Below are 25679 nucleotides of genomic sequence, written 5' to 3'. Positions count from 1 at the left end.
GAGGTATAGCCGTTTGGCTTGATGCTTGTATCGTTTGTGACTTCCAGGCTTGCTTACTATACAGAAGGTATATGAAGAGAGCTATGGTTGTGATCAGATATATAACGGGCAAAACAATAGGTAACAGAGGGTAACTGCTTAACTTTACAAAACGCAAAGATAAAAACCCAATGCTTGCTATACAAAAGTAAATAGCTGGTTCAAATACAGGGGAGCTACTGGTCGTTTTAAGGAGCCACAAAAAATAAAATACTAGGGCAGAGTGTATAAAAAGCATAAGAAGCACCATTGGATTATGTATTGAAGCAATATACGATGATGACCCTAGTACTTTAAGAGCTATGCAAACTATAAGGACACTGCTGATACAGAGCACTTGCAGAGGACTGAGCTGTATTGCTGGAGTGGTTTTATCGACAGTCTTCTTAACATCAAGTAAGGCAAAGCTACACACAATACCAGCTGGTAAAAGTGAAATATATGCAAGTTCTCCGAGCATAAATTGGAGGGTATACATTCCAGGCAGAGTATCAAAAAGTGCTAGTCCAAAAATAACTGCATAGCGCAATACCTCTCCGTACATAACCAGAAGTGTTACGCCTATACCAAGTAAACATGCTGCTTTAAGGGCTAAACGATACACAGTAAGATAGCTGAAGTGTTCTAGCTGTACATGTAATACATACCCAACGATAAAACCAATAGAGATGCAGGCAAATGCGTTGTTGACCTTAGGGGCAAGCAACTCAATATGTGCCGAAAAGGGAACAGTGAAGAGTATAAAAAACCATGCATATATGAGTTTGACCCACAAGGACTCAAAGACCCTGTCATAGGTGTTTTGCCAATCCTGATGACTAGGACTGGCTGTATCTGGTATGTGAGCCTTTTTATTCATATCCCTATTATGGAGTAAAGCTGCGCTCAATAAGGCAACGAATAGGGGAACGCAAAAAGAGAGACCTGGTACTTCAACTAACCGGGTCTCTCATAGATATGCTATGCAACGCGTGTCTTACTGCGTTGTCTACAGCAGACAGTGTAGGTTTTACGCAAGTGCTTTAGTAATAGCAGCGGCAGCAGTTTTGCCGGCACCCATTGCCAAAATGACGGTTGCAGCACCAGTTACAATGTCGCCACCAGCCCAGATGCGCTTATCGGAAGTCTGACCATCTTCATCAGCCTCAATGTAGCCCCACTTGTTGAGTTTCATGTCACCAATCATGGGAGCAAAGGGGTTGGCATTGGTGCCAATAGCAGAAATGGCTACATCACAAGGGATTTCTTCGATTGCACCCTCAATAGGTACGGGGCGCCTACGACCATCTGCATCGGGCTCGCCCAGTTCCATCTTTTGCACGCGTACGGCAGCTACAGCGCCGTCCTCGCCAGCAACAAACTCAAGAGGAGCAACCAAAGGCATGACCTCTACGCCTTCTGCTTTAGCATGGTGCAGCTCTGCTTTACGAGCGGGCATCTCTTCCTCAGTACGACGGTAGGCGATAATTGCATGCTCTGCGCCAAGGCGCTTAGCGGTACGCACGGCGTCCATGGCTACATTGCCGCCACCAAATACTACGACGTTCTTGCCATGCTTGGTAGGCGTGTCATACTCAGGGAAGTTATTGGCCTTCATGAGGTTAACGCGGGTTAGGTACTCATTGGCAAAGAATACATTAGGTAAGTTCTCCCCAGGGACGTTAAGGAACTTGGGAAGACCTGCACCTGTGGCTACATAGATAGCGTCAAAACCCTTTTGGAACAACTCAGAAGCATCCGTGATGCGACCAACAACGGCATTGTATTCAAACTTAACGCCCAGCTCTGCCAATGCATCAATCTCGCGCTTTACGACGGCCTTAGGTAGACGGAACTCAGGAATGCCATAGACTAGTACGCCGCCGCCCGTAAAGAATGCCTCATACACTGTTACATCAAAGCCGTTACGAGCAAGCTCGCCTGCGCACGTAATGCCCGAAGGACCAGAACCTACAACAGCAACTTTTTTGCCGTTAGAGGGAGCAACCGCTGGCTCAGAAGCAAGTTCAGGCTGATCGCCAACAAAGCGCTCCAGCTGGCCAATGGCTACAGGATCGCCCTTGCGACCAAGGATGCACTTGCCCTCACATTGGGTTTCCTGAGGGCATACGCGACCGCAGATTGCGGGGAGCATGGAGTCTTCACGAATGACATCCAGGGCGCCGCCAAAGTCTTCTTCGCGGATTTTCTCGATAAAACGAGGAATCTGAACATTAACAGGGCAGCCGTCTACGCACAAAGGCTTTTTGCAGTTAAGACAGCGGTTTGCTTCTGCAATTGCCATCTCGGGGGTGTAGCCCTTATCAACGGGACGGAAATCTGTTGCGCGCTCGGCAGCGGGTTCTTCATTATCGGGAGTACGGGGTGCCTTAGCGTTAGGTACGTACCTTCCATTTACCTGTGGCATGCGCAAGTCGCCTCCTCATAAGCCTTGAGCGATTGACCTTCCTCGGTGAGGTAGGATGCCTGACGCATGCGTAGGTCATCCCAGTTGACTTTGGTTGCATCAAAGTCAGGACCGTCAACGCAAGCAAACTTGGTCTCGCCACCAATTTCTACGCGGCAGCAGCCACACATGCCGGTACCGTCAACCATGATGGGGTTAAGGGAAGCGGTAATGGGAGTGTTGTACTTTTGAGCGGTGAGGGTAGAGAACTTCATCATAGGTACAGGGCCAACACAAAATACCTGGTCAATTGCACCAGCCTGCAGTAGGCGCTCCAAAGGTGCAGTTACTACGCCTTGCTCGCCATACGAGCCGTCGTCTGTAGTAATGTGTACATGGTCATCATCCAAAATCTCGCGGAATTGGTCTTCAAGCAAAAGAAGGCCTTTGGTGCGAGCGCCCATAATGGCATGGACTTCATTACCAGCTGCAGCTAAGGAACGAGCTACGGGATAGGCAATTGCCAAGCCAACGCCACCGCCAATAACGGCGTAGCGACCCTTACCCATCTCGGTAGGCATGCCTAAAGGTCCGGTTACGTCTTGCAACGCATCGCCGGGCTCATAGGTGGACAAAAGGCGTGTGGTCTTGCCAATTACCATAAAGATAAACTCAACCCAGCCCTCCTCAGCATTCCAGTCTGCGAAGGTAAAGGGCACGCGCTCGCCCACCTCGTTTGCACGAACCATCAAGAACTGGCCAGCATGAGCATGCTTTGCCATCTCTGGTGCCTCAATGCGGAACTTAAATACCTTCTCAGAGAACTGCGTCTTTTCGAGGATTTTATACATTAACCGTACTCCTCTCCGCTTTCTCCATACGGTGATAAGCCCTCCTCTTAAGGGTTTATCGATTTTCCTTCCGGGTTGTGCAACATGCACAACGTCGTATATTTTATTCTAGAGTATGTGCCTACGTAAATTGCTTACATATTTGTAATCAGTTTTAAAGAAGTGTTTGTATGCCGTAAGAAATACATTGTTGGCACAGGTTGGCACCTGATTGTGCATTAAAAATATAGTCCTCACGGGCGGAGCCCTTAAGTTCACGTAATACGTAGGTTGCTACATCCATCTTTCCTGGTGGGCGACCAATTCCCATGCGCATACGAGCAAAATCTTTGGTTCCTAGTTTGTTAGAGATGGAACGCAAGCCGTTATGTGCATTAAGGCCGCCTCCAAACTTTATGCGGTTTTGCCCTGCTGGCAAATCTACCTCATCATGGATAACCAAGATTTCTGCAGGAGCAATGCCATGTGCACGCACCACCTTAGAAAGTGGGCCGCCACTTGTATTCATGTAGCTTTGTGGTTTAACAAGAAGGATGGGCTTATTAGCAATGGTAACTTCTGCTACCTGTGCGCCTGCCTCATCTTTCCAATAGCGTACGTTATAGGCTTGAGCAAGAGCGTCTATGACTGCAAAGCCAATATTGTGACGAGTAAACGCATACTGTGGCTCGGGATTACCCAAGCCGCAGATACTACGAATCTCTTTTAGGTTTGAACTGGGCATACTGCCTTACATTTCTGAGTTGCCGCCGTGTACACCACTTACGGTTTGATCAGCGTATACGGCGTAGATGGCATCTGCAAGCTCTTGTGCTACAGAGATGGACTTAATCTTGGAGCCTTCTGTGTTTGCAATAGCGCAAGGGATAGCATCCGTTACTACGCACTCTTCAATAGGAGCTGCTTCCAAGCGCTCAATGGCAGCACCAGAAAAGATGCCGTGGGTTGCGCATACATAGATGTCTCCGGCACCCATTTCCTTAAGCTTGCTAATGGAACCGCAAAGCGTACCTGCGGTATCAATCATGTCATCATTGATGATGCAGGTTTTGCCCTTAATATTACCAATGATGCCCATGACCTCTGCAGCATTGTGCTTGGGACGGCTTTTGTGAGCAATGGCAACTTCACAACCAAGATAATCGGACAGCTTTTTTGCTACCTTTGCGCGACCCATATCTGGAGACACAACGACCGTGTTGTTTATGTCAAAGCCTTTGGTCTTAAAGTAATCACCAAACTGATACAGAGCAGTGAGGTGGGTTACGGGAATATCAAAGAAGCCCTGAATCTGACCAGAGTGCAAATCAAGGGTAATAACACGATCAATACTGGCGGCCTCAAGTAGGTTTGCAACAAGGCGAGCAGTAATAGGCTCACGGCTGGCAGCTTTACGGTCTTGGCGTGCGTACCCATAGTGAGGAATAACGGCAGTAAAGTTGCTGGCAGATGCACGATGTGCAGCATCGGCAACAATGAGTGTCTCCATAAGCAGGTCATTGACATTAGCACCTGCAATGGACTGTACGAAAAATACTTCGCTGCCACGAACGGTCTCTTCAAAGCGCGCGTAAATCTCGCCATTAGCGAATTTCTCGATCTTAAGACCAGACAGCTCAAGGTGTAATACATTTGCAATGCGCTGAGCAAGCAGTGGATTGCCGGTACCAGTGTAGAGCCTGATTTGTTTCTCTACGTTAAGGGGCTGGCACAGAGTTTCGTACATTACTTGTTGCCTTTCTCGAGTCGCTGCTGCCTTGCGGCTGCATAACCTTCCTTTATGACCTGAGGGGAACGCTCAATACCAAGCGCACCCGCAGGAACATCCTCGTAAATGCAAGAACTTGCGCCCGTCACAGCACCTTCTCCAATATGTACGGGAGCTACCATCATAGTATCCGAGCCTATGAAGGCATTATTGCCAATTGTGGTCTTATTTTTGTGAACGCCATCATAATTGCATGTAATGGAACCGCCGCCAATGTTGACACCGCTGCCCATGGTGGTATCGCCCAGGTAGGATAAGTGGGGAACTTTGGAGCCTTTTCCTACAACAGAGTTTTTAAGCTCAACGTGGGTGCCTGCTTTGGCGCCGTCCTTCAGGTGAGTGCCGCCACGCAAATAAGCGCGTGGGCCGCAAGTTACATGGTTGTCTATGGTGGAATCCACAATAATAGTCTCATCCACAAGGCAATTGTTGCCTACTTTAGCATTGATAAGGCGTGTGTTGGGCCCCAGCACACAATCCGTGCCAACTGTGGTATGACCAAATATGAGTGTATGAGGCAAAATTTCTGTGTCTTGGCCAATGATTACATCTGGACCAATCCACACCGTTGCAGGGTCTAGCATGGTAACACCCTGCTCCATGTGTTGTTGGTTAATACGCTGTTGCATGATTTTGTTGGCACTTGCAAGCTGCACGCGAGAGTTAACACCCAAAAGTTCGGTATATTCTTCGCAATGTACTGCAGAAACAGCGCTACCACGGCTATTGAGCCAAGCAATCATATCAGTGAGGTAGTACTCGCCCTGAGCATTATTGTTAGACAGCTGGGTAATGCCTTCTGCAAGAGCAGTGCCTTCAAAGCAATAGATACCAGAGTTGCACTCACGCAGTGCTTCTTGCTGTGCAGCAGTGCAATCTTTATGCTCGATAATAGCTTTAACCTGTCCATCCTCAGAGTAGATACGCCCATATCCCGTGGGGTCAGGAGGCGTCATGGTAAGGACGGTACAACTGTCCTTACGCGCAGCGGATGTGGTAGCCAACCAAGAAATGGTTTGTGGGCGTACCAAGGGGCTGTCGCCGTACAAAACAATGAAGTTACCTTGAATATTGAGGGGATTGGACCCAGAATACAGAGCATCAAAAACGCAGCGTACGGCATGACCAGTTCCGAGTTGTTGGGGTTGCTCGACAAACTCTACGTCATCAAAAGTGCCCATATAATCGCGTACTTCTTGCGCACCATGCCCCACCACCACAATAATGCGGTCACAGCCGGCGCGTCGTGCGCAATCAACCGTCCAACCTACTAAAGGACGGTCTAGCAATTTGTGCATAACTTTAGGATGACGGGACTTCATGCGCGTACCCTCGCCAGCTGCGAGGACTATCGCGGTGAGTGGCATTACTATGCCTCCAAGAAAGAGATTAAGCCGTCAAAATGCGACTGGCTGGGGCAGAGGGAGTCGAACCCCCATTACAGGCACCAAAAACCCGTGTCTTAACCATTGGACGATGCCCCAGTGCGCCTTACTAGTGTATACGACAAAGGGTGTTTTTCGCTACTACTAATTAGAAAATGCTTCGCAAATTGCATCAAGCAACATAACTGCCAACGTTTGTGCATCAGAAGCAGAGAAGGTTCCGTCGTAATCCGTGCCAATAGGAAGCTCAAGGCGCACCAATGGATGAGAAGCACGAGAGCTTTCACAGGCAGTGCGAATGCGGCGAGGAAGTGTTTCTAAGTCATCTACTTCCACATTGGGGATGTTGGTGTTGTATGGAAGCGAGCTGGGCGAGAGCAAAAAGACCGTTTTGGTGAGTTTGGTATGCTCGTCCACAGAATCAATGAGTTCAATATCCGCATCGGTTACGGTTGCTTGTGCAAGGTTCCATAGACGGCCAGCAACATTGCGCGAGATAGGGTCTGCAGCACTAAAAGCTAGGTGAGCATGTTCCAAAACGGATGCAGCACGGGCAAAGCTCATGCCCATTTGAGGATGAGGGCCAGCTGCAGGTTTACCGTTCCATACATGATGTAGGCGATTAATGGCATCAAAGGTATCCGAGAAGGCCATGCCATCTGCCAACAAACCAATGTTTTCTTGGAATTGCTTAACCGCCGCTTCTGTATGAACACCGTAGTAACCATCGGGTTGCCCACAGGAAAAACCCAGCACATTAAGGCGTTCTTGCAGGATTTTAATGTCCCGTCCATGGAAATTAGGGAGACGTAGGTAGAGTGTGCGCTCACCAAACTCCCAGCTTTCTTCTACGAGTTTTGCCCAACAGGCAGTATCTACCTCGCTGGAGAGTGACAGCTCGTGATCGAGACGAAAACGGGTGACTGCCGTAGCGGTTGAACTGCCAAACGTTGCATTACTGCGCTCGGCATCGTCGATGTTGTAGCCAAGATTAACCAGGCGTTCCTGGATATCTTCCACGGCAACTCCGCTCATGCCTTCACGAATGGGGTCCATCTATCCTCCTAAAACGTAATGCTACGTTATGTTGTGCAAACTTATTGTACGTAGTGCAAAGTGTACCCGACCAAAGTTACCTCAAAGCTGCTAGCCAAGACGTTCAATAAAAAAGTCTGCCATAGAATACAAAATTGACCGGGCGCTTGTTGTTAACTGAGCCTCATCCAGCACAGATTGTGCCTCATGTACCAGCGTATGTGCATAGTTTTGAACATATGCAATACTGCCAGCCTGCTCCATAAGCTCTACGGCGTATGCAAGCTGTGCTTGGTCTGATGTTGTGTTGCTTAAAAGTTCTATAAGCTCATTGCGGTTTTTTGTGTTCAGATGGGAAAGAGCATGTACAACACAAAGTGTGCGCTTGCCTTCTGTTATATCGCTGCGCCAGTCCTTACCCTGAGTGGCGGCATTACCCACTAAGTTAAGCACATCGTCATGGAGCTGGAAGGCAAGACCTGTTTTCATGCCAAAGGTATTGAGTGCCCGTAGCTGAGCATCCGTGGCCTTGCCAGTACAAAGGGCCCCCGCAACAAGCGGAATTGCTGCAGAATAATAAGCCGTTTTATGAGAAGCCATATAGAGATAGTCATCCTCAGAAATATCCCAGCGACCATCACGCGCCCAACCAAGGTCGAGTGCCTGACCCTCAATGGTGCGTTCTTCCATTTGGCAGAGAAGCTCAATAAGCTGCACTTTTGTGGCATCAGATAGCTGCGCGGCGCGCACTGCGCGTGCAATCACATTAACTAAGGCAAGGTCACCAATGGTGATGGCGCTCCCTATTCCCTGGGTACGATACACACAAGGTTCTCCGCGACGCAACTCGCTTTTGTCTGCGATATCATCGTGGATAAGTGCGGCGCTTTGAAAGTCTTCAATAGCTGCAGCAATGTCTAGTGCTCCTTCTTCATCCCCACCTACCGCAAGAGCACCCAATAAGCACAGTGCCGGACGCGTGCGTTTGCCACCCTGAGCAGTAAATGCCTGTAGTGGTGCATACAAAAAACTATTCAAATCATCTACAGGTACTCCAGATGTTTTTGTAGAAGCAACGCGTGGAGCAGTGGCTTGCAAATAGTCATCAATACCTGCATGTTTGGCGGCTAAGAATTGCGCAAAAGCGGCACCCTTGTCCGATGGTTTGGTTGTGGAGGGGTGTGAAGAAGTGGTCATGAATTAACCTTCATAGCCATTAGGGTTGTGGGACTGCCAATTCCAAGAATCACGACACATGTCATCCAGGTCATACTGAGCTTCCCAACCCATATACTCCTTAGCCTTAATGCAATTGGCATAATTAGCGGTAACATCTCCAGAGCGACGTGGCTCCATAACATATGGAAGTTTTTTGCCACAAGCTGCCGAGAAGGACGTAATAACATCCAAAACAGAGCTACCCTTACCTGTACCAAGGTTAAAGACCTCAACACCGGTGCGGTCGTTCATCCATGTAAGAGCTGCTACATGGCCACATGCCAGGTCACAAACGTGAATGTAATCACGCACGCCCGTGCCATCAGGGGTGTCGTAATCATCGCCATATACATGAATAGCATCACGTTTACCCACTGCTACCTGAGCTACGTATGGTACTAGGTTGTTGGGAATGCCCTTAGGGTCTTCACCCATAAGTCCTGAGGGATGAGCGCCAATAGGATTAAAGTAGCGCAGCAAGACAACATTCCACGCGGAATCAGACGTGTGAAGGTCCGTCAAGATTTGCTCAATCATCCACTTGGTCCATCCGTAGGGATTAGTGGCGTTTTTCTTGGGGCTTGCTTCCGTAAGGGGTAGGGCGTCGGGGTTACCATATACTGTGGCAGAGCTCGAGAAAATAATTGACTTGCAGCCGTGCTCGCGCATGACATCCACCAGCGTTAGTGTGGAGGTGAGGTTGTTGGTATAGTACTCAATAGGCTTTACCACAGATTCACCAACAGCTTTATAGCCTGCAAAATGAATGACAGACGTAATGGTATTGTCATCAAAAATGCTCGTAAGAGCCTCACGGTCGCATACATCTGCGCGGTAAAAAGAGAGGTTTTTGGCTGCATCTTCACCTACGATGGTGTCAATACGATCCAAGACCTTCTCGTTTGCATTAAAGAGGTTATCTACAACTACAACGTTGTAGCCACCTTTGAGCAGTTCAACTACGGTGTGGCTTCCAATAAAGCCCAAGCCACCGGTTACGAGCACGCATTGCTGTTGTGCAGGTGTTGCAGCGTCCATGTTTCCTCCGAACCTCGCGAAAGCCATTTGAGCCGCCGCGAACTGTTAACGTTTCTTTGCAAGTATAAGCGAGCTACATGAATTGCATGTGCACGGATGGGTTGAGGTGCTAACATGCATCCATTACATAAAATAGATAGCGAGGTATATCATGGCGTTTGACTTCATGCGCAAGCTGCCTATCCCACAAGAAATTCGCGAGCAGATGCCCTTATCGGCAGATGCCAAGCAGCGCAAGTGTGCGTTTGATGAGGCTGTGGCTAATGTGTTGCGTGGTAAAGATGGGCGCAAGCTGCTTATTATGGGGCCGTGTTCGGCTGATCGTGAGGATGCCGTGCTGGATTATATGGTGCGTCTGGCAGCAGTTTCTGAGAAAGTTGCCGATAAGCTCATAATTATTCCGCGTGTATATACCAATAAGCCTCGTACTAAAGGCACCGGGTATAAGGGTCTGCTGCATAACCCCAATCCACAAGCGGGCGATGATTTGCTGGCGGGTGTGAAGGCTATTCGTCACATGCATCTTCGTGTGATTGAAGAAACAGGTATGTATACTGCGGATGAAATGCTGTACCCATCCAACTATCAGTTTTTGAAGGATTTGTTGGCATACAATGCTGTGGGCGCGCGCTCTGTAGAAAATCAGGAGCATCGCCTGGTTGCTAGTGGCGTTCCTGGCCCTGTTGGTATGAAGAATCCTACGGGCGGTAGCTTGGACGTTATGCTGAACTCCATTTATGCAGCGCAGCAGTCACAGACGTTTATTTATCGTAATTGGGAAGTCAGAACTACGGGCAATGAGCTGGCACATGCCATTTTGCGCGGCTATGTTGGTTCTGATGGGCGAACGCACGCCAACTATCATTACGAACATCTAGAGCGTCTGGCAGATTGTTACACCACCGATATGTATAACAACCCTGCGGTAGTTATTGACTGCAACCATGACAATTCAGGCAAACGCCCCTTGGAGCAAGTGCGTATTTGCAACGAGGTTTTGGACAGCATGAATCGTTCGAGCAAGGTAGCTGGTCTTTTCCGAGGCTTTATGGTGGAGAGTTATTTAGAAGACGGCAATCAACCTGTTAATGGTGGCGTATACGGTAAATCTATTACTGACGCTTGTCTTGGTTGGGATGCGTCTGAGCGCTTGATTTTCTCTATGGCTGAGCGCCTTTAGTTTGTCTTTAGTAACGTGCAAGGATTCCTAAAACAAGGCAGTACATAAGCGTGATGCCCCAAGCAAGGGCGTCACGCTTTTTATACGCCAAAGGATGCCAATGGGAACGAGCGGCACCGCCTTCATAGCAGCGAGCATCCAGTGAGCGAGCCAGACCATTGGCATGACGCAGAGCGCTTGCAAGCAGGGCAATAATGACGGGAATACAGGATTTAATGCGCTTGAGTACAGAGCCTTCGTGCATGCTGGCTGCACGTATAGCCTGTGCATCCATAATGGCGTTTGCTTCATCTGCAAGTATGGGAATAAAGCGCAACATGAGCGAGAAAACCATGGCAAGCTCATGGGCGGGTAGGCCTAGGCTCCCCAAGGGAGCAAGCAGCGCATCAAAGGCGTCCGTGAGCTGTGTGGGCGTGGTACTTACGAGCAAAAGTGATGCCGCTACAATAGCCACAATCATACGAAGAGAATACAGTAGTGCTACCCGTATGCCTTCACTGGTAATAGTAATAATGCCCCAGGTAAACAGCACTTCTCCACGATGAATCATGAGCATATTAATCAAACCAAGTGCAAGTAGCATGCCTATAAGGGGCTTGATTGAATCAAACAACGTGCGAGCGGGAATCTGAGCAGCACGACTTAGCAGTGCTGCGCAGATTAAACCAAAGACCAGTTGGATGGGCGTTTGAATAAAGAAGGCAGAGACCATAAGCACCAAGGATGCCAAGATTTTTGTGCGTGGGTCAAGCTTATGGATGGAAGAAGTGCCAGCCACATAGTGGCCAATGGTTATATGGAAGGCCATGGAGGCGTCACCGCCTTTGCGGGGGAAGGCGTAGAGTGTGGCGTGTCCGTAGATGTGCTGGAATGCGTATAAGAACGAGTGTGAGACAGCGCATGGATAAGCTCATGCATGAGCTTATCCATGGTGAGCGGCTGTCCAAGCGTAAGGCCATCGACGTTTGCTTGAAGCGCCAAAGCAAAGATAAGTGAATAGGGCAGGTCTAACCCAGCATCACGTAAGCACTGCTGGTTGTGCGGTTGATACACCTCAGATGGCGTGCCGTACATAAGGATATGCGATTGGTCCAGCACAAGAATGTTGTCCGTTAAGGCGGCTTCTTCCATAGAGTGGGTGATGTGCACTACCGTAGTACCTTGCTGGTGGATGCGCACAAGAATCCTACGGAGGGTTTCTCGGCCAGCGGGGTCAAGGCCTGCAGTTGGTTCATCCAACAGCAAAATCTTTGGCTGCATAGCGAGGATACCCGCAATGGCACAGAGACGCGCTTGGCCTCCAGATAGCTCAAAGGGCGAGGCATTTTGTTTATGAAGTAAGCCAACTTCTTGGAGAGCTTGGCGAGCACAGGCGGTAGCTTCTTTTGCTAAGAAACCGAGGTTTTTGGGGCCGTATGCTACATCGTCGAGCACGGTTTGAGCAAAAAGCTGTCGCTCAGGACGTTGCATAACATAGCCTACTTGGCCGTGGAGCTTGCGTCGGTTACGTTTGTTGGCAGTGTTGATGTTATTGACCAGTAGCTCACCAGAGTCTGGGCGCTCGAGACCGCATATGAGCCGTGCGAGGGTAGACTTACCCGATCCAGTTTGGCCAATGATTGAAGTATATGAGCCTTGTGGGATAGCAAAGCTAATATGGTCCAACGCAATGCTTGGGATGTGTGGAGCATCTGCAGTGGGCGCAACAGCTTGCGCATGTGCAGCGTAGGAGTAGCACAGCTTATGAGCTTGGATGGCTGGCGTGCAAGAGGTAGGTGCGGCATCTGGGATGGTTGCGGTTGTATGGGGGTATGTCTGCTTTTGCGGTGGTGCTGACGGGATGGTGTTGTGAGATGCGCAGACGGGTTGCAGAAGGCATGTAAGTTGCTGGCGGAGGTCTTTCTCGTCACAGGTCCAAGAGATGGGAACGTGCTTTTGTGCAAGCTTGGCGGAAAGCTGGGCAATAAAAGGCTCTTCTAGTTCAAGCTGCGCCAGCTGGTCTGTGTGAGAAAACACTTCTTGCGATGTACCGTCCAATACAATGCGACCATGGGACAGCACAATAACACGGCTTGCCGCGAGAGCTTCTTCCATAAAATGTGTGACGTGCACAAGAGTAGTGCCTTGTGCTGCGAGATTGTTCATGACGTGCATAACACTTTTTCTGCCACGAACATCAAGCAAGGCTCCTGGCTCGTCCAGCACAAGAAGCTTGGGTTCCATAGCAAGTGCGCCCGCAAGAGCCACACGCTGTTTTTGTCCACCAGAAAGATGCGATGGATTTGCCTTGGCGTAGGACTCAAGAGCTACGCGCTGTAATTCTCGCTTAACGCGATGAGTAATTTCTTGCGGGTCAACCCCAAGGTTTTCTGGGCCAAAAGCAATGTCGTCTTCTACGATGGAAGTAACGATTTGGTCATCAGGGTTTTGGAAAACAAGCCCCAGCCAGCGCCGTGCTTTTGTATACGCATCAAAGTTAGGGGAGCCATTGATGCAAACATCCTGGTCAACTAGGGTAACGCTGCCCTCATCAGGAGCAAGCAACCCACAGAGTACGCCCGCCAAGGTTGACTTGCCCGAGCCGTTAGCACCCAAGATGCAAAGACGCTCTCCGGGGTATATTGAGAGGCTCACCTTGTTGAGTGCGGCAACATCCTTGTACCACAGGCTCACCTTGTCGAGCCGTGCAAGAGGTTTGTTATGAGAAGTGCTGGTCATGTATAAGATTGACTTACTCAGATAAGGCCTTGGTAAGAGGCTTGTAGAGGATAGCGGCAACTACACAGTTAATGAGTATCTTTATCAGATTAAAAGGTAACAGTGCTGGCACAATAAGCGCCACAACATCATGAAAGCTGGCGCCCATATACAAAGGAGTGAGTATGAGGTTGCCAATAATACAAGCACCAATGCAGCATACAGCACCAACAAACATACCCACCAGGGCGCCAACAAACGTGGGCTTGTGCTGATAAATAGTTGCTGCAGGTAGTGTAAGTGAAATGGTTGCAAGCACAGCCATAATCACACCATAGAATCCAGAGTGTGTTGCAAAGTGAACCAAATAGGGCAAGACCGAGACAACCGCTGCAGTTGCTGGCCCAAAAGCAAAGCCGGCGATAAGCGCAACGATGCCCGAAGGGTCATATTTTAAAAACTCAAGACCAGGCAAAATAGGAAACTCTAAAAAGAGCGTACAGATGGCAGAGACGGCACAAAGCAATGACGTAAGAGCAATGCGTTTGGTAGTCCATGCACCTTGAGCGGTAGTGGAATGAGAATCGTGCTGTATGTTTGAAGTAGGTTGTGCCATGAGGCGCTCCGTTTCTTCCATCCGGACTATACCGTTGGCTCTGGACTTGCACCAGATCAGCCGTTTTTCTCGGCGCGCGGGCTTGGCATGCAGCCTTACCGCCAGTGGGGAATTGCACCCCGCCCTGAAACTGTGAGTAAGAGTATAGCATTTAATGGGCATGCTTGATGGGTTATACTCATGTTCAAGATTTTTAAGCATAAAGGAGTGAATCTTTAGCATGTCTGATTTGGGTAACGACAAACCCTCGCTCGCCGCGCGTTTAGTGAGTATTGCCGGCGAGGATAATGTCTATTTTGACGAGCCCATGAGTGAGCACACAACGTTTGCTATTGGTGGTCCAGCAGATATATATGTGGTGCCCGATACACTCGAGCGCGTACGTGTTTTGATTGATACCTGCCGTGAGTTTGGTTCTGACTATTTTGTGTTAGGTCGCGGTAGTGATGTGCTTGTTTCTGATGCGGGCTATCGGGGCGTCATTATTGGCATGGCAGACGCTTTAGATGACTTGACCGTAGAGGGAGAGCGCGTTATTGCTCAGGCTGGCGTTTCTCTTTCTGATGCAGCAGAGATGGCGTGTGCCCTTAGCCTTACGGGTATGGAGTTTGCCTGCGGCATTCCTGGTACGGTGGGTGGAGCAGCCTTTATGAATGCGGGTGCCTATGATGGCTGCATGGCAGATATTATTGAATCTGCTCGCGTGCTTACACCAGCAGGTGAGATACTCACGCTTTCTAATGAGGAGCTTGAACTGGGGTATCGTTCCAGTCGTATTAGTAAGGAAGGTCTTGTTGTTCTTGAGGTAACGTATTTGTTGCATGAAGGCAATGAGGCTGAGATTCGCGCAAAGATGGATGATTTAACTGAGCGTCGTACGGCTAAGCAACCGCTTGAGTTGCCTAGTGCGGGCTCCACGTTTAAGCGTCCTGAAGGATATTTTGCGGGCAAGCTTATTTGTGATGCTGGCTTGCAAGGGTATCGAGTGGGCGGCGCCGAGGTATCTACTAAGCACGCTGGCTTTGTGGTTAACGTGGACCATGCAACTGCAGCTGATGTTCATGGGGTTATTGAGCATGTTCAAGAAGAGGTGCAACGTCAGTTTGGTGTTCATCTTGAGCCTGAAGTTCGTTTCTTGGGCGAGGTATAGTCGGACGTTAAGAGTCTGGGCAAAGGTTAGTTCTTAAGTGAGTTAAGCGGCGCAGGAAAACGACCACCGCGGTGAGCCAGCACGGTGCCTGCATGAGGGTTAACATGCATAACAGGAGCAGAACCAAACAGACCACCAAACTCCAATACGTCACCTTCTTTACAGCCAATAGCTGGGATAAGGCGTACTGCGGTGGTTTTGTTATTAATAACGCCAATAGCCATTTCGTCTGCAATAATGCCAGCAATTGCCTCAACAGACGTATCTCCAGGAACCGCAATCATATCTAAGCCTACAGAGCAAACACAGGTCATAGCCTCAAGTTTTTCTAGGCTTAAGGCACCAGACTCTGCGGCTGCAATCATGCCTGCGTCTTCAGATACTGGGATAAAAGCACCAGACAAGCCACCAACAGAAGATGATGCCATGACACCACCTTTTTTAACGGCATCATTAAGCATGGCAAGTGCGCAGGTAGTGCCAGGACCACCAGCGGTGCCTACGCCAATAATTTCTAGGATACGAGCAACGGAATCTCCAACGGCGGGAGTGGGTGCAAGTGATAGGTCTACAATGCCTTTCTCGACACCTAAACGGCGAGCGGCCTCACGACTCATAAGCTCACCTGCACGAGTAATTTTAAAAGCGGTTTGTTTAATGCGCTCAGCTACCGTCATCATGTCTGCGTTGGTAGGCAAGTTCTCCAAAGCGCTTGCCATAACACCAGGTCCAGAAACACCTACATTAATAACGGCATCTGCCTCGCCTGTGCCATGAACGGCACCAGCCATAAAGGGTGAGTCCTCAACCATATTAGAGAAGACAACAAGTTTGGCAGCGCCATAACATTGAATGTCTGTGGTGAGTTTTGCCGCCTCTACAATCTTTTGTGCCATGAGCAAAACGGCGTCCATGTTAATGCCTGCACGTAGGCTTGCTACATTTACTGACGAGCAGACACGCTCGGTTGTTGCCAGCGCCTCAGGGATAGAGTTAATAAGACGGCGGTCACCATTGCCAATACCCTTATGAACAAGAGCAGAAAAGCCACCCATAAAGTCAATATCCAGCGTTTTTGCTGCGCGGTCCATGGCATGGGCAAGAGGAGTGAGGTCTTCATTGGGACAAGCGGCGGCAATTTGTGCCATAGGCGTTACCGAGACACGCTTATTTACAATGGGAATACCGTATTCACACTCCAGTGCTTGTGCGGTGGGAACAAGATTTTGGGCGGTGCTGGTAATGCGGTCATACACTTTGGTACACATACGGTCAAGATCTTCATCCGCACAGCCACTGAGGTTAATGCCCATAGTAATAGTGCGAATGTCCAGATGCTGGTCCAAAACCATGCTGCGAGTTTCTGCAATTTCTTCGAGTGAAATATCCATTGAGACCTCTTTGCGGGTGTAGTTGCATGCCAAGAAAACCGTGTAGGAGATACCTTGGTTTACAAAACTTCATTCTAGCAAAAGAGGGTAGCAAACTGGGTTATTTACCATTTGCAGAGAAGGATATACCACTAGAGCTAATAATTAGTCATAGTAAACTTATTGCGTAATAACTTAACGCGTAAGGACGAGTGATTACCTATGGAACAACTGCTTTTTTATTTGGGAGACTAAGACGGGTAAGTATCTGCGTATTGGATATAGGGTTCTCATCATTGCAGCGTTTGTGGTATGTCTTGCTCTTCCGTCTGCAGCTCAAAATATAAATTGGATTGGTGCGGTAAGTTTTACGACTTCGTTGTTCTTTGAGGTTATTCGGCCTATTGGAAAAGAGCCTTCAGAAAAACGCGGACATATAGCATGCATTGTCGCTAACATCTTTTGTATCGTGCTTTTGTTCTCAATGCACTTGGCATTAATCTGTTTGAGAAACTGTTCCAGTTAGCTCAATTGATTTAAATGGTTCAGATGTTTTGTTGTGTAAATTAAACACCAGGTAAGGTAGTTGAGCTCGTGTAAACAGGTTCGCTGCTGCCACCACACATACATCCATGTGCTGCATTAAGGGCATCTTCCAGAGGAAACATGGCATTAAAATCTTCTGGAGCATCGGACATAACCACAAACACGTAAGGCCCGCAGTCCGAGAAAACCACACCAGCGTCTACCGTTGCCTCACTATTGGTGCCATCTGCTGGATACCAGCCAGGCTTTGCCCACACAGTGTAGCGATTGCGCAAAAGTCCGCCCATAGAAGTGTGGTTGGACTGAGCCAAGAAACCCGTAAACTCTTCAGAGCCCTTCTCGCCAGACACACCGTAGCGATAAATCTCTTGCCAAACATTGGATAGCTCAGTGCTACTAATGTTGGGATAGTAGTGTATATAGGCTATTTTACCTGCGTTTTCTGCACCATTGTCTATGAGCCAGTTGGCATAACTGGATAGACCAAAGGTTTGAATGAGCCTGTGGAATGACTCATTATCAGAGTTAACAATGCAGTTTTCTGCCACGCTTGACATGCCAGCTGCTCCACCGTGTGTCTCGTACACCATGGCGACATAAGCTGCCTTAATGGAGCTGGCGGGATACATGGCGGTATCGGCGTTGTAATTGAGTGAGCGACCTGTATTTAAGTCTAAAAGCGAGAAGCCCAACGAATAACCATGAGATTCAAAGTCATCTATTGCGTCAACAAGTTTGATATAGGCGGTAGTCTCTGTAAAACCTTCAGGTACCGTGGCAAGAATCCCATCTTGATCATAGTCCACAATCATGGCGTCTTTACCTGTATTGATGGTCTTACCGGCATCAGCGGTAGTGGCACGCGCAGGCGTTACAGGAGCAGACGTTGCTGCATGAGGTGATGCCGCGTAGTTTACTTTTTGATTCTGAGCTTGGTTAGCTTTACAAGAAATAAGTGCTATGAGCATACCAACGATCACAAAAGCCCCTAATGCAAGTACGATAATGACCTGCAGTGAAGGATCACGCTTTGGCGTTCGAGCTGTATGTACGCTACGCGTATGTCTGCCGGTGTTGGCAGGCTGCTGTATGTGGGCGGCATGTGACGTACGTCGTTGTGTGCTACGTGCCTGCGACGATTGGCCAAGCGGAGTAGGCCGAGGAGAATTGTAACGGTTGTTGCTAGGCAAGACGTACTTCCTTTGACAGCAATTGGACTTACAGTTGAGCTGGCTTAGCGCGTTTTGGAGTACCTGTGCTTCTACCGTACCCCATCATTTTCTGGAGCATCAAGTAAAACCTAAGCACATTTTCAGCTTACTAGTATAGCGGCACTCTACGTGAACTGTAACGGTTTCGTGGTTTTACACCTGAATCTCTTACGCGGGTTTCTCTGCCGTGCAATACTACTCAAATTGTTACTTATTACACACAGTGTGTAATAACTGATAAGAACCTAAAGAATAGGTGAAAGAGGAGCATTCATGCGTGTCAGAATTGCCTGTGAAGACACCCCACCTGCGTCTCACTCTGTTGTGACAGCAAGTACCGATAAGCGCATTGTGCGCACGCGTCGTGCCTTGCGTGATGCTTTGGCAACAGAGATCGAGAAAACCGGGGACTTGTCGCAGGTAACCGTTACGGCAGTGTGTGACAGTGCCCAGATTACCCGTCGCACGTTTTACTTGCATTTTAAGGATATTCCCGACTTGGTTCGTGCTACTGAAGATGAGACGCTCAAGAGTTTGCGTCCTTACATTGCGCGTATTGCCGCAACCAATTTAGATGGTTTGCAAGATGCTATTTCACAGTTGCAGCCATGCCCGGGAGTTATTGAGGCTTTGGAGTTTCTTAAAGAACGCGGCAGCTATATGTCTGCGCTGTTGGGCGATGGGGGAGACCCAGGATTTACACACCGCATAGAACTTCTCGTTAGAGATGTGGTGCATAAGCGTGCCGCTGAAGGCATAAATGAATACGTGGGCGAGGCGCTTCTGGATTATTACCTGACTTATACGATTGCTGCCGAAGTTGGCGTTTTAGTTCGTTGGCTTACGCGCGGCATGCAAGAAGATGTGAGCATTATATCTCGCGTAATGACGGCGCTTATGTTTGTGCGTCCAGGTGATCTGTATAACAGACGCATGAATTTTAACGTAGGTGCGCTTGGCGCGGCCCTTGCGTTTTATGAGGGGGAACAACTATGACAAACCATGAGCTCTCTAATCGTGAACAGGCGCGAGTAGCGCGTCCTTTGGATTTGGTAGCACATGAGGCAGAGTTGCACCCTGCACATCCTACAGATTTTTCTCATGCTCAGCTGCGACTTGGTATTGATGTTGGTTCTACCACAGTTAAGCTCGCAGTTATAGATGAGAATGCCCAGCTGGTGTATGCAAATTATCAACGGCATCATACCGATGTGCGTGCAACGGCGCGCGAACTGTTCCAAAAGGCACAGACGTATTTATCTGGGGCAACCTTGCGTGCATCCATTACGGGGTCTGGTGGTTTGCTATTGGCCAAATGGCTTGAGCTTGAATTTGTGCAGGAAGTTATTGCCTCTAAGCGTGCCGTGGAAACCCTCATTCCTCAGACTGATTGTGCCATTGAGCTGGGCGGCGAGGACGCCAAAATCATTTATTTTGATAATGGTATTGAGCAGCGTATGAACGGTACGTGTGCCGGCGGTACCGGTGCTTTTATTGACCAAATGGCAACACTGCTTAAGACAGATGCTCCTGGCCTGAATGAACTGGCTAAAGATGCAACGCATATATATCCTATTGCAAGTCGCTGTGGCGTTTTTGCAAAATCAGATGTGCAGCCCCTTCTTAATGAAGGTGCAGCTCCTGCAGATATTGCTGCTTCTATTTTTCAGTCTGTAGCTAATCAAACGGTTTCTGGCTTGGCATGTGGCCACCCCATTCGTGGGTATGTCGCCTTTTTGGGAGGTCCGCTCAACTACTTATCTGAACTGCGCAATCGTTTTTATGAGACGCTCAAGTTGGATGAAGAACATCGTATTGTTCCCACAAATGCACATCTGTTTGTAGCAACAGGCGCTGCTTTAGCTGGTGAATCCACGCAACAAATAAGCCTGAGCGAGCTCATTGATCTTCTGGATAACTTAGGGGATGTGCAGGGTTCTGAGGTTGCGCGCTTAGATCAGCTTTTTGCCACGCCGGAAGAATATACGAAGTTTTGTGAGCGTCATGACAAACAAGTGGTGCCCAAAGGTGATTTATCACAGTACGTGGGACGTATCTTTTTGGGTATTGATGCTGGTTCTACCACTATGAAAGCGGCTGCTGTGGGTGAAGATGGCCAGCTGTTATATACCTGGTATGGCAATAACGGTGGTGACATCTTGGGCACCGCGCAAAAAATCATGGATGACTTTTATAGCAAGTTACCTGCGGGCTGTACCATTGGTCATGTAACAACAACTGGCTATGGAGAAGCCCTGCTTATTGAAGCCTTACGTGCGGATTCTGGTGAGATTGAGACCGTAGCTCACTTGCGTGGTGCAAAGGCATTTATTCCCAAGGTTGACTTTATTCTGGACATTGGCGGCCAGGATATGAAGTGCTTGCAGGTTAAGGATGGCGTTATTGAGCACATCATGCTTAATGAGGCCTGTTCTGCTGGTTGCGGCTCCTTCATAGAGAGCTTTGCGGTTTCTATGGGCATGGATGTGCGTCAATTTGCAGCAGAAGCCGTTAAGGCAACTGGTCCTGTAGATTTGGGTAGTCGCTGTACCGTCTTTATGAACTCGCGCGTTAAGCAGGCGCAAAAAGAGGGCGCAACCGTTGGTGATATTGCATCCGGTTTGTCATATTCGGTTATCAAGAATGCGCTGTTTAAGGTCATTAAGTTGCGCGACTTTTCCGAGATTGGCAACTACGTGGTAGTGCAGGGCGGCACCTTTATGTCCGATGCAACCTTACGTGCTTTTGAGTTGCTTACGGGTCGTGAGGTTATTCGTCCAGATATTGCTGGTTGTATGGGTGCCTATGGCGCAGCACTTCTCGCCCGTGACCGAGCAGGGGAGAATGGTACTTCTACGCTGCTTGATCGTGAGTCTCTTGCAGCGCTTACGGTCAAGCATTCCAATGTGCACTGTGGCTTGTGCTCTAATAATTGCCTGCTTACGGTGTCTAATTTTGGCAATGGCCATAAGTTTATTACGGGCAATCGCTGTGAGCGTGGTGCGGGAACCAAGAAAAAGAAGTCGGATGCTCCCAACCTGTTTGCGTATAAAAATAAGCTGTTGTTTAAGCGTCCATCATTGGATGCAAAGACGGCACCGCGTGGTACGGTAGGCATTCCTCGCGCGCTTAACATGTATGAAAATTATCCGTTTTGGCATACGTTCTTTACGGAGCTGGGCTTTAGCGTTGTGCTTTCTGACCCCTCTTCCAAGAAAGTGTATGAATCAGGTATTGAGTCTATGCCTTCGGAGAGCGTGTGTTATCCGGCCAAGCTGTCTCATGGTCACGTGATGAACCTGCTGGCAAAGAAGCCAGACTTTATTTGGATGCCATGTATTCGTTGGGAACGCCTTGAGGACGAGACTGCTGGCAACCACTACAACTGCCCCATTGTTATGAGCTATCCTCAGGCGCTGAGTCTTAATATGGATGAGCTGTCCGCTCCCGACGTGCAGTTTATAGCTCCGTTTATTCCCTATGACAACAAGAAAGAGCTTAAGCGGCGTTTGTATGAGTTGGTGTCCGTGCAGCGCGAGAAAGACGCGAAGGAAGGAAAGGGCGTCTTTCGTGGTGAGCATATTACACGCACAGAAATTGACCGTGCGGTTAATGCTGCATGGCAGGCAGACTTGGACTTTAAGGAGGCTCTGCAGCGTAAGGGCGACGAAGCTTTAGCGTGGCTTGAGGCCCATGATGGTCATGGTATTGTGCTGGCGGGGCGTCCTTATCACAATGATGGTGAGATTAACCATGCCATTCCCGAGCTTATTGCGTCGTTTGGCTTTGCCGTTTTGACTGAGGATTGTGTCGCGCACAAAATGAAGCCCGAACGTCCTATTCGCGTGGTTGACCAGTGGATGTACCATAGCCGTTTGTATAGGGCTGCACGTTTTGTTGCTAGCAGAAATGACCTTGATTTAATCCAGCTCAATAGCTTTGGCTGTGGCTTGGATGCTTTGACTACCGATCAGGTACAGGAGATTCTTGAGGCGTCCGGCAAGATTTATACCGTACTTAAAATTGATGAGGTATCTAATTTGGGTGCCGCGCGTATTCGTATTCGCTCTCTTATGGCAGCCTTGAGCGAACAACGTGCGGAGTTGGAGCGTGGCCTGGGTAAAGATGAGATTGTGCCCGTAGAAAGAGAGGCGGCAAGCGCTGCTTGGGAAAAGAAGGAGTTTACCAAGCAGATGTTTGATGAGGGCTACACCATCCTTGTTCCGCAGATGGCGCCTATTCACTTTGATATTCTCGCCGAGCTCTTGCGCCAGTATAAGTACAACGTTGTGCTGCTGCCGTCTGTGGATCATGGCGCCATTGAGGCTGGTTTGCGCTATGTAAATAACGATATTTGTTATCCCTCCATTTTGGTAACGGGTCAAATTATGGAGGCTATTGAGTCTGGTAACTATGACCTCAACAAGACTGCTGTTATTATTTCTCAGACGGGTGGCGGCTGTCGCGCAACCAACTATATTGCGCTTATCCGTAAGGCTTTGCACGATGCAGGCCACGATCAGGTGCCGGTTATTTCCCTTTCTGTAGCAAGGAGCTTGGATGAGAATAACCCTGGCTTTAGCATCATGAAGCCTGGTCTGATTTTGCGCGCAGGCTTTACCCTGCTGTTTGGTGACCTTATCATGCAGCTTTTGTATCGCACTCGTCCGTATGAGACGGTCCCAGGTTCTGCCAATGAACTGTACGAGAAGTTCATGGCGCGCGCACGTAAGGAAATACCTACTATAAGCCGTCGTGCGTTTTATGCGCTGTGTCAAGATGTGGTTGATGCGTTTGAGGCGCTACCGCTCACCAATGACCGTTCCAAGCCGCGCGTTGGCGTAGTGGGCGAAATCTTGGTGAAGTTCCATCCCACAGCCAATAATGAGCTGGTTAAGGTTATTGAGGCTGAGGGTTGTGAAGCCAACGTTCCTAACCTTATGGACTTCTTCTTGTTTGGTATGTCCAACCAGATCAATATGAATGATGAGCTGGGCACTAAGCTTCCTAACCGCATGGCGCATGCTGCTGGCATTAGTATGGTACAGGGACTGCGCAAGCCCATTAATGACATGCTGGAAAAAAGCATGCGCTTTGAGCCGTACGAGTCCATTGCCGAGTTGGGCAACAAGGCCAGCCAGATTTTATCGCTCTGCAATACTATGGGCGAAGGTTGGCTGCTTACGGCCGAAATGGTGGATTTGATAGACCACGGCACACCCAATATTGTGTGTGCTCAGCCATTTGCTTGCTTGCCTAATCATGTAGTTGGCAAGGCCGTTATTAAGCGCCTGCGCCAGATGCATCCCGAGTCCAATATTGTTGCTGTGGATTATGACCCTGGTGCCTCTGAGGTAAATCAGCTTAACCGTATTAAACTTATGATTTCCGTTGCTAAAGAGAACTATCGCAACAATCCTGATGGCGGCTTTAAGCTGGAAAATCCCGCTGACCCAACACAGCATGTAGTTGCTCCTTATGTGGACGAGAAACGCGGTGGATGTGTGCTACCCGATACTATTGTGGTGGGCGATGGTGGCGCAGCCAAATCATGCGGGATGCAGCTGAGTCCCGAGCAACTAGCACGCCTTGAAACTGCTAAAAAGGCCGCTGCTCAACGTGCTGCTCGGCGTGAGGCATCACACGAGGCATAACGTGAGGCATCACACGAGGCGTAACGTGAGGCATCACACGAGGCGTAGCACAAGACGTGGCATGTCTTGCGCAATGCGGGATTGCTCCAGAGCTTGTTGCCAAATGCTTTTGCGTAAGCATAGATTTGCTGCCGTTACCGGAACGTAAGGAATAACGTGTCCGCATTCCTCTAAACTGGGATGCGGACATTTTTTATTGGCTTGCAAACAAAGGAGCAGTCATGACAGATAGTACGATTCCACAAAACTACACAGGCGTGCCCATTCCTGAGGGAGTTTCTGATGTAGTTGCTCGTTTTATGCGCTATGTACAGGTGTATACAACGTCTGACCCAGACAATGATACGCAGGTGCCTTCTACCGCAACGCAGTTTGATATGGCTCGTATGTTGGAAGCAGACTTGCGTGAGCTGGGTTGTCAGGATGTTTGCGTAGATGAGCATGCTTACGTTACTGCCACGGTCCCTGCTTCTTCTGGTGCTGAAGATTTGCCTGCATTGGGTTTGTGTGCTCATATGGATAGTGCGCCTGATGCCCCTGGTAAGGGCGTTGCTCCTCATATTGTGCATTATGAGGGCGGTCCTTTGGTGAGCGGTATTGTTAATGGTGAGCCCGTGCAATCCACGCCTGAGCAGGTGCCTGATTTGGACAAGTTTGTAGGTATGGATATTGTCTGCTCCGATGGCACCACGCTGCTTTCTGCTGACGATAAGGCCGGCATAGCAGAGATTATGTCTCTTATTGCACGTCTTAAGGCACATCCTGAATTGCCTCATCCCACGCTTAAGATTGCGTTTGTGCCCGATGAGGAAATTGGTCATGGTGCAGAACTGTTGGACTTAGACAGGTTTGGTGCCGCCTGGTGTTATACCGTCGATGGCGAGACATTGGGAGAGGTTAACTACGAGACCTTCTCGGCCTGTGAAGCAAACATTAGCTTTACTGGCGTGATGGTGCACCCAGGTTCTGCCAAGGATATTATGGTCAATGCCATTACGGTGGCGCGTGAGTTTGATGCTTTGTTGCCTGCTCATGAGCGTCCCGAGCACACCGAGGGGTATGACGGATTCTTTATGCCCACTGAGGTTTCTGGTGATGCCAATGCGGTTAAGCTGCAGTATATTGTGCGTGATTTTGACTCTGCTAAGTTTGAGGCACGCCAGCAGTTGTTGTATGACATTGCAGCGTTTCTTAACAAGCGCCATGGGGAGGGCACGGTAGAGGTTTCTCTTAAGCCTGAGTATCGCAACATGGCTGAGTGCTTTGAGGGTCTGGAGTTTTTGGTGGACAATGCGCTTGAGGCAAATCGTGAAGCTGGTATTACAAATGCTCATTGCGTGGCCGTTCGTGGTGGTACCGATGGCAGCCAGCTTACCTTCCGTGGCTTGCCTTGCCCCAACATTGCAACGGGTGGCTACAACGCCCATTCTGTGCGTGAGTTTGTGCCCGTGCCTAGCCTCGAGATTACCGTTGACGTGTTGGAGCATTTGGTTGCCAAGTTTGCGGTGGCTCAACAATAGCGCTGTTTTATGGTG

General features: G+C 49.0%; 19 protein-coding genes, 1 tRNA gene, 1 pseudogene and 1 riboswitch. Of the genes and pseudogenes, 5 read left to right on the top strand and 16 right to left on the bottom strand.

What is annotated here, in order from left to right:
• The 10 genes from SPD80_RS01360 to galE form a co-directional block, all read right to left on the bottom strand.
• The coding region (locus tag SPD80_RS01360; RefSeq protein WP_320828127.1) for a hypothetical protein at nucleotides 1-898 on the bottom strand (898 nt) is incomplete at its 3' end.
• Nucleotides 899-1048: 150 nt separating this feature from the next.
• The gene (gene gltA / locus SPD80_RS01355; RefSeq protein WP_320828126.1) at nucleotides 1049-2446 is read right to left on the bottom strand and encodes an NADPH-dependent glutamate synthase; all 1398 of its coding nucleotides are present in this window, start codon (nucleotides 2444-2446) and stop codon (nucleotides 1049-1051) included.
• Nucleotides 2434-3276, bottom strand: coding sequence for a sulfide/dihydroorotate dehydrogenase-like FAD/NAD-binding protein (locus tag SPD80_RS01350; protein WP_320606094.1), 843 nt, complete (start codon nucleotides 3274-3276; stop codon nucleotides 2434-2436). Before SPD80_RS01350 ends, gltA begins: the two co-directional genes overlap by 13 nt.
• A gap of 154 nt (nucleotides 3277-3430) precedes the next feature.
• A complete protein-coding gene (pth, locus tag SPD80_RS01345) occupies nucleotides 3431-4000 on the bottom strand; it encodes an aminoacyl-tRNA hydrolase (RefSeq protein ID WP_320606093.1) in 570 nt (189 codons plus the stop codon).
• Between the two features lie 6 nt (nucleotides 4001-4006).
• A complete protein-coding gene (locus SPD80_RS01340) occupies nucleotides 4007-5002 on the bottom strand; it encodes a ribose-phosphate pyrophosphokinase (RefSeq protein ID WP_320606092.1) in 996 nt (331 codons plus the stop codon).
• Nucleotides 5002-6411, bottom strand: a complete 1410-nt coding sequence (gene glmU / locus SPD80_RS01335; protein WP_320828124.1) for a bifunctional UDP-N-acetylglucosamine diphosphorylase/glucosamine-1-phosphate N-acetyltransferase GlmU — start codon at nucleotides 6409-6411, stop codon at nucleotides 5002-5004. Before glmU ends, SPD80_RS01340 begins: the two co-directional genes overlap by 1 nt.
• 42 nt (nucleotides 6412-6453) lie before the next feature.
• Nucleotides 6454-6528 (bottom strand) — tRNA-Gln (locus tag SPD80_RS01330).
• Between the two features lie 45 nt (nucleotides 6529-6573).
• Nucleotides 6574-7485: a peptidoglycan-binding domain-containing protein gene (locus tag SPD80_RS01325; RefSeq protein ID WP_320606090.1), complete on the bottom strand. Its 912-nt coding sequence runs from the start codon at nucleotides 7483-7485 to the stop codon at nucleotides 6574-6576.
• 90 nt (nucleotides 7486-7575) lie between these two features.
• On the bottom strand, nucleotides 7576-8661 hold the full coding sequence (locus tag SPD80_RS01320; RefSeq protein ID WP_320828123.1) for a polyprenyl synthetase family protein: 1086 nt from the start codon (nucleotides 8659-8661) through the stop codon (nucleotides 7576-7578).
• A gap of 3 nt (nucleotides 8662-8664) precedes the next feature.
• Nucleotides 8665-9720, bottom strand: a complete 1056-nt coding sequence (gene galE, locus SPD80_RS01315) for a UDP-glucose 4-epimerase GalE (protein WP_320828122.1) — start codon at nucleotides 9718-9720, stop codon at nucleotides 8665-8667.
• A gap of 151 nt (nucleotides 9721-9871) precedes the next feature.
• Between galE and SPD80_RS01310 the strand changes: the two genes are divergently transcribed.
• Entirely contained in the window at nucleotides 9872-10900 is a 1029-nt protein-coding gene (locus tag SPD80_RS01310; RefSeq protein ID WP_320828120.1) for a 3-deoxy-7-phosphoheptulonate synthase, read from the top strand.
• A gap of 7 nt (nucleotides 10901-10907) precedes the next feature.
• Here the strand turns inward: SPD80_RS01310 and SPD80_RS01305 are convergent, their stop codons facing one another.
• From SPD80_RS01305 to SPD80_RS01295, 4 genes and pseudogenes are all read right to left on the bottom strand, one after another.
• Nucleotides 10908-11708: an energy-coupling factor transporter transmembrane component T gene (locus SPD80_RS01305; protein WP_320828119.1), complete on the bottom strand. Its 801-nt coding sequence runs from the start codon at nucleotides 11706-11708 to the stop codon at nucleotides 10908-10910.
• Nucleotides 11693-12565: an ATP-binding cassette domain-containing protein gene (locus SPD80_RS07405; protein ID WP_414429686.1), complete on the bottom strand. Its 873-nt coding sequence runs from the start codon at nucleotides 12563-12565 to the stop codon at nucleotides 11693-11695. Before SPD80_RS07405 ends, SPD80_RS01305 begins: the two co-directional genes overlap by 16 nt.
• A 279-nt stretch (nucleotides 12566-12844) precedes the next feature.
• Nucleotides 12845-13618: pseudogene (locus SPD80_RS07400) on the bottom strand (ATP-binding cassette domain-containing protein); the annotation flags it as partial.
• Between the two features lie 13 nt (nucleotides 13619-13631).
• The gene (locus SPD80_RS01295; RefSeq protein ID WP_320828116.1) at nucleotides 13632-14213 is read right to left on the bottom strand and encodes an ECF transporter S component; all 582 of its coding nucleotides are present in this window, start codon (nucleotides 14211-14213) and stop codon (nucleotides 13632-13634) included.
• Between the two features lie 5 nt (nucleotides 14214-14218).
• Nucleotides 14219-14349: riboswitch (FMN riboswitch) on the bottom strand.
• An 84-nt stretch (nucleotides 14350-14433) separates the two neighbouring features.
• Between SPD80_RS01295 and murB the strand changes: the two genes are divergently transcribed.
• On the top strand, nucleotides 14434-15363 hold the full coding sequence (murB, locus tag SPD80_RS01290; protein WP_320828115.1) for a UDP-N-acetylmuramate dehydrogenase: 930 nt from the start codon (nucleotides 14434-14436) through the stop codon (nucleotides 15361-15363).
• A 26-nt stretch (nucleotides 15364-15389) separates the two neighbouring features.
• On the opposite strand, the gene SPD80_RS01285 is transcribed toward murB, so the two are convergent.
• Nucleotides 15390-16754, bottom strand: coding sequence for a PFL family protein (locus SPD80_RS01285; RefSeq protein ID WP_320828114.1), 1365 nt, complete (start codon nucleotides 16752-16754; stop codon nucleotides 15390-15392).
• A 545-nt stretch (nucleotides 16755-17299) separates the two neighbouring features.
• Nucleotides 17300-18259 (bottom strand): serine hydrolase, encoded by a 960-nt coding sequence (locus tag SPD80_RS01280; RefSeq protein ID WP_320828113.1) that lies wholly within the window; start codon nucleotides 18257-18259, stop codon nucleotides 17300-17302.
• A gap of 504 nt (nucleotides 18260-18763) precedes the next feature.
• On the opposite strand from SPD80_RS01280, the gene SPD80_RS01275 reads away from it, so the two are divergent.
• From SPD80_RS01275 to pepT, 3 genes are all read left to right on the top strand, one after another.
• Nucleotides 18764-19486, top strand: a complete 723-nt coding sequence (locus SPD80_RS01275) for a TetR-like C-terminal domain-containing protein (RefSeq protein WP_320828112.1) — start codon at nucleotides 18764-18766, stop codon at nucleotides 19484-19486.
• Nucleotides 19483-24144, top strand: a complete 4662-nt coding sequence (locus tag SPD80_RS01270; protein WP_320828111.1) for an acyl-CoA dehydratase activase-related protein — start codon at nucleotides 19483-19485, stop codon at nucleotides 24142-24144. Before SPD80_RS01275 ends, SPD80_RS01270 begins: the two co-directional genes overlap by 4 nt.
• Nucleotides 24145-24365: 221 nt before the next feature.
• The gene (gene pepT, locus SPD80_RS01265; protein ID WP_320828110.1) at nucleotides 24366-25664 is read left to right on the top strand and encodes a peptidase T; all 1299 of its coding nucleotides are present in this window, start codon (nucleotides 24366-24368) and stop codon (nucleotides 25662-25664) included.
• Nucleotides 25665-25679 lie beyond the last annotated feature (15 nt).

Origin of the sequence: Atopobium sp. (assembly GCF_034113385.1) — a bacterium.
In the GTDB taxonomy this organism is placed as follows: Bacteria; Actinomycetota; Coriobacteriia; order Coriobacteriales; family Atopobiaceae; genus Atopobium.
This window is presented reverse-complemented; position numbering and strand designations above follow the sequence as displayed.

Bases quoted from the DNA above. Each gene is read 5' to 3' on its own strand.
- SPD80_RS01320 (WP_320828123.1), bottom strand. From the start codon at position 8,661: ATGACCACTTCTTCACACCCCTCCACAACCAAACCATCGGACAAGGGT.
- pth (WP_320606093.1), bottom strand. From the start codon at position 4,000: ATGCCCAGTTCAAACCTAAAAGAGATTCGTAGTATCTGCGGCTTGGGT.
- pepT (WP_320828110.1), top strand. From the start codon at position 24,366: ATGACAGATAGTACGATTCCACAAAACTACACAGGCGTGCCCATTCCT.
- SPD80_RS01295 (WP_320828116.1), bottom strand. From the start codon at position 14,213: ATGGCACAACCTACTTCAAACATACAGCACGATTCTCATTCCACTACC.
- SPD80_RS01310 (WP_320828120.1), top strand. From the start codon at position 9,872: ATGGCGTTTGACTTCATGCGCAAGCTGCCTATCCCACAAGAAATTCGC.
- SPD80_RS01275 (WP_320828112.1), top strand. From the start codon at position 18,764: ATGCGTGTCAGAATTGCCTGTGAAGACACCCCACCTGCGTCTCACTCT.
- murB (WP_320828115.1), top strand. From the start codon at position 14,434: ATGTCTGATTTGGGTAACGACAAACCCTCGCTCGCCGCGCGTTTAGTG.
- gltA (WP_320828126.1), bottom strand. From the start codon at position 2,446: ATGCCACAGGTAAATGGAAGGTACGTACCTAACGCTAAGGCACCCCGT.
- SPD80_RS01325 (WP_320606090.1), bottom strand. From the start codon at position 7,485: ATGGACCCCATTCGTGAAGGCATGAGCGGAGTTGCCGTGGAAGATATC.
- SPD80_RS01270 (WP_320828111.1), top strand. From the start codon at position 19,483: ATGACAAACCATGAGCTCTCTAATCGTGAACAGGCGCGAGTAGCGCGT.
- SPD80_RS01305 (WP_320828119.1), bottom strand. From the start codon at position 11,708: ATGGCCTTCCATATAACCATTGGCCACTATGTGGCTGGCACTTCTTCC.
- glmU (WP_320828124.1), bottom strand. From the start codon at position 6,411: ATGCCACTCACCGCGATAGTCCTCGCAGCTGGCGAGGGTACGCGCATG.
- SPD80_RS01350 (WP_320606094.1), bottom strand. From the start codon at position 3,276: ATGTATAAAATCCTCGAAAAGACGCAGTTCTCTGAGAAGGTATTTAAG.
- SPD80_RS01340 (WP_320606092.1), bottom strand. From the start codon at position 5,002: ATGTACGAAACTCTGTGCCAGCCCCTTAACGTAGAGAAACAAATCAGG.
- galE (WP_320828122.1), bottom strand. From the start codon at position 9,720: ATGGACGCTGCAACACCTGCACAACAGCAATGCGTGCTCGTAACCGGT.
- SPD80_RS01285 (WP_320828114.1), bottom strand. From the start codon at position 16,754: ATGGATATTTCACTCGAAGAAATTGCAGAAACTCGCAGCATGGTTTTG.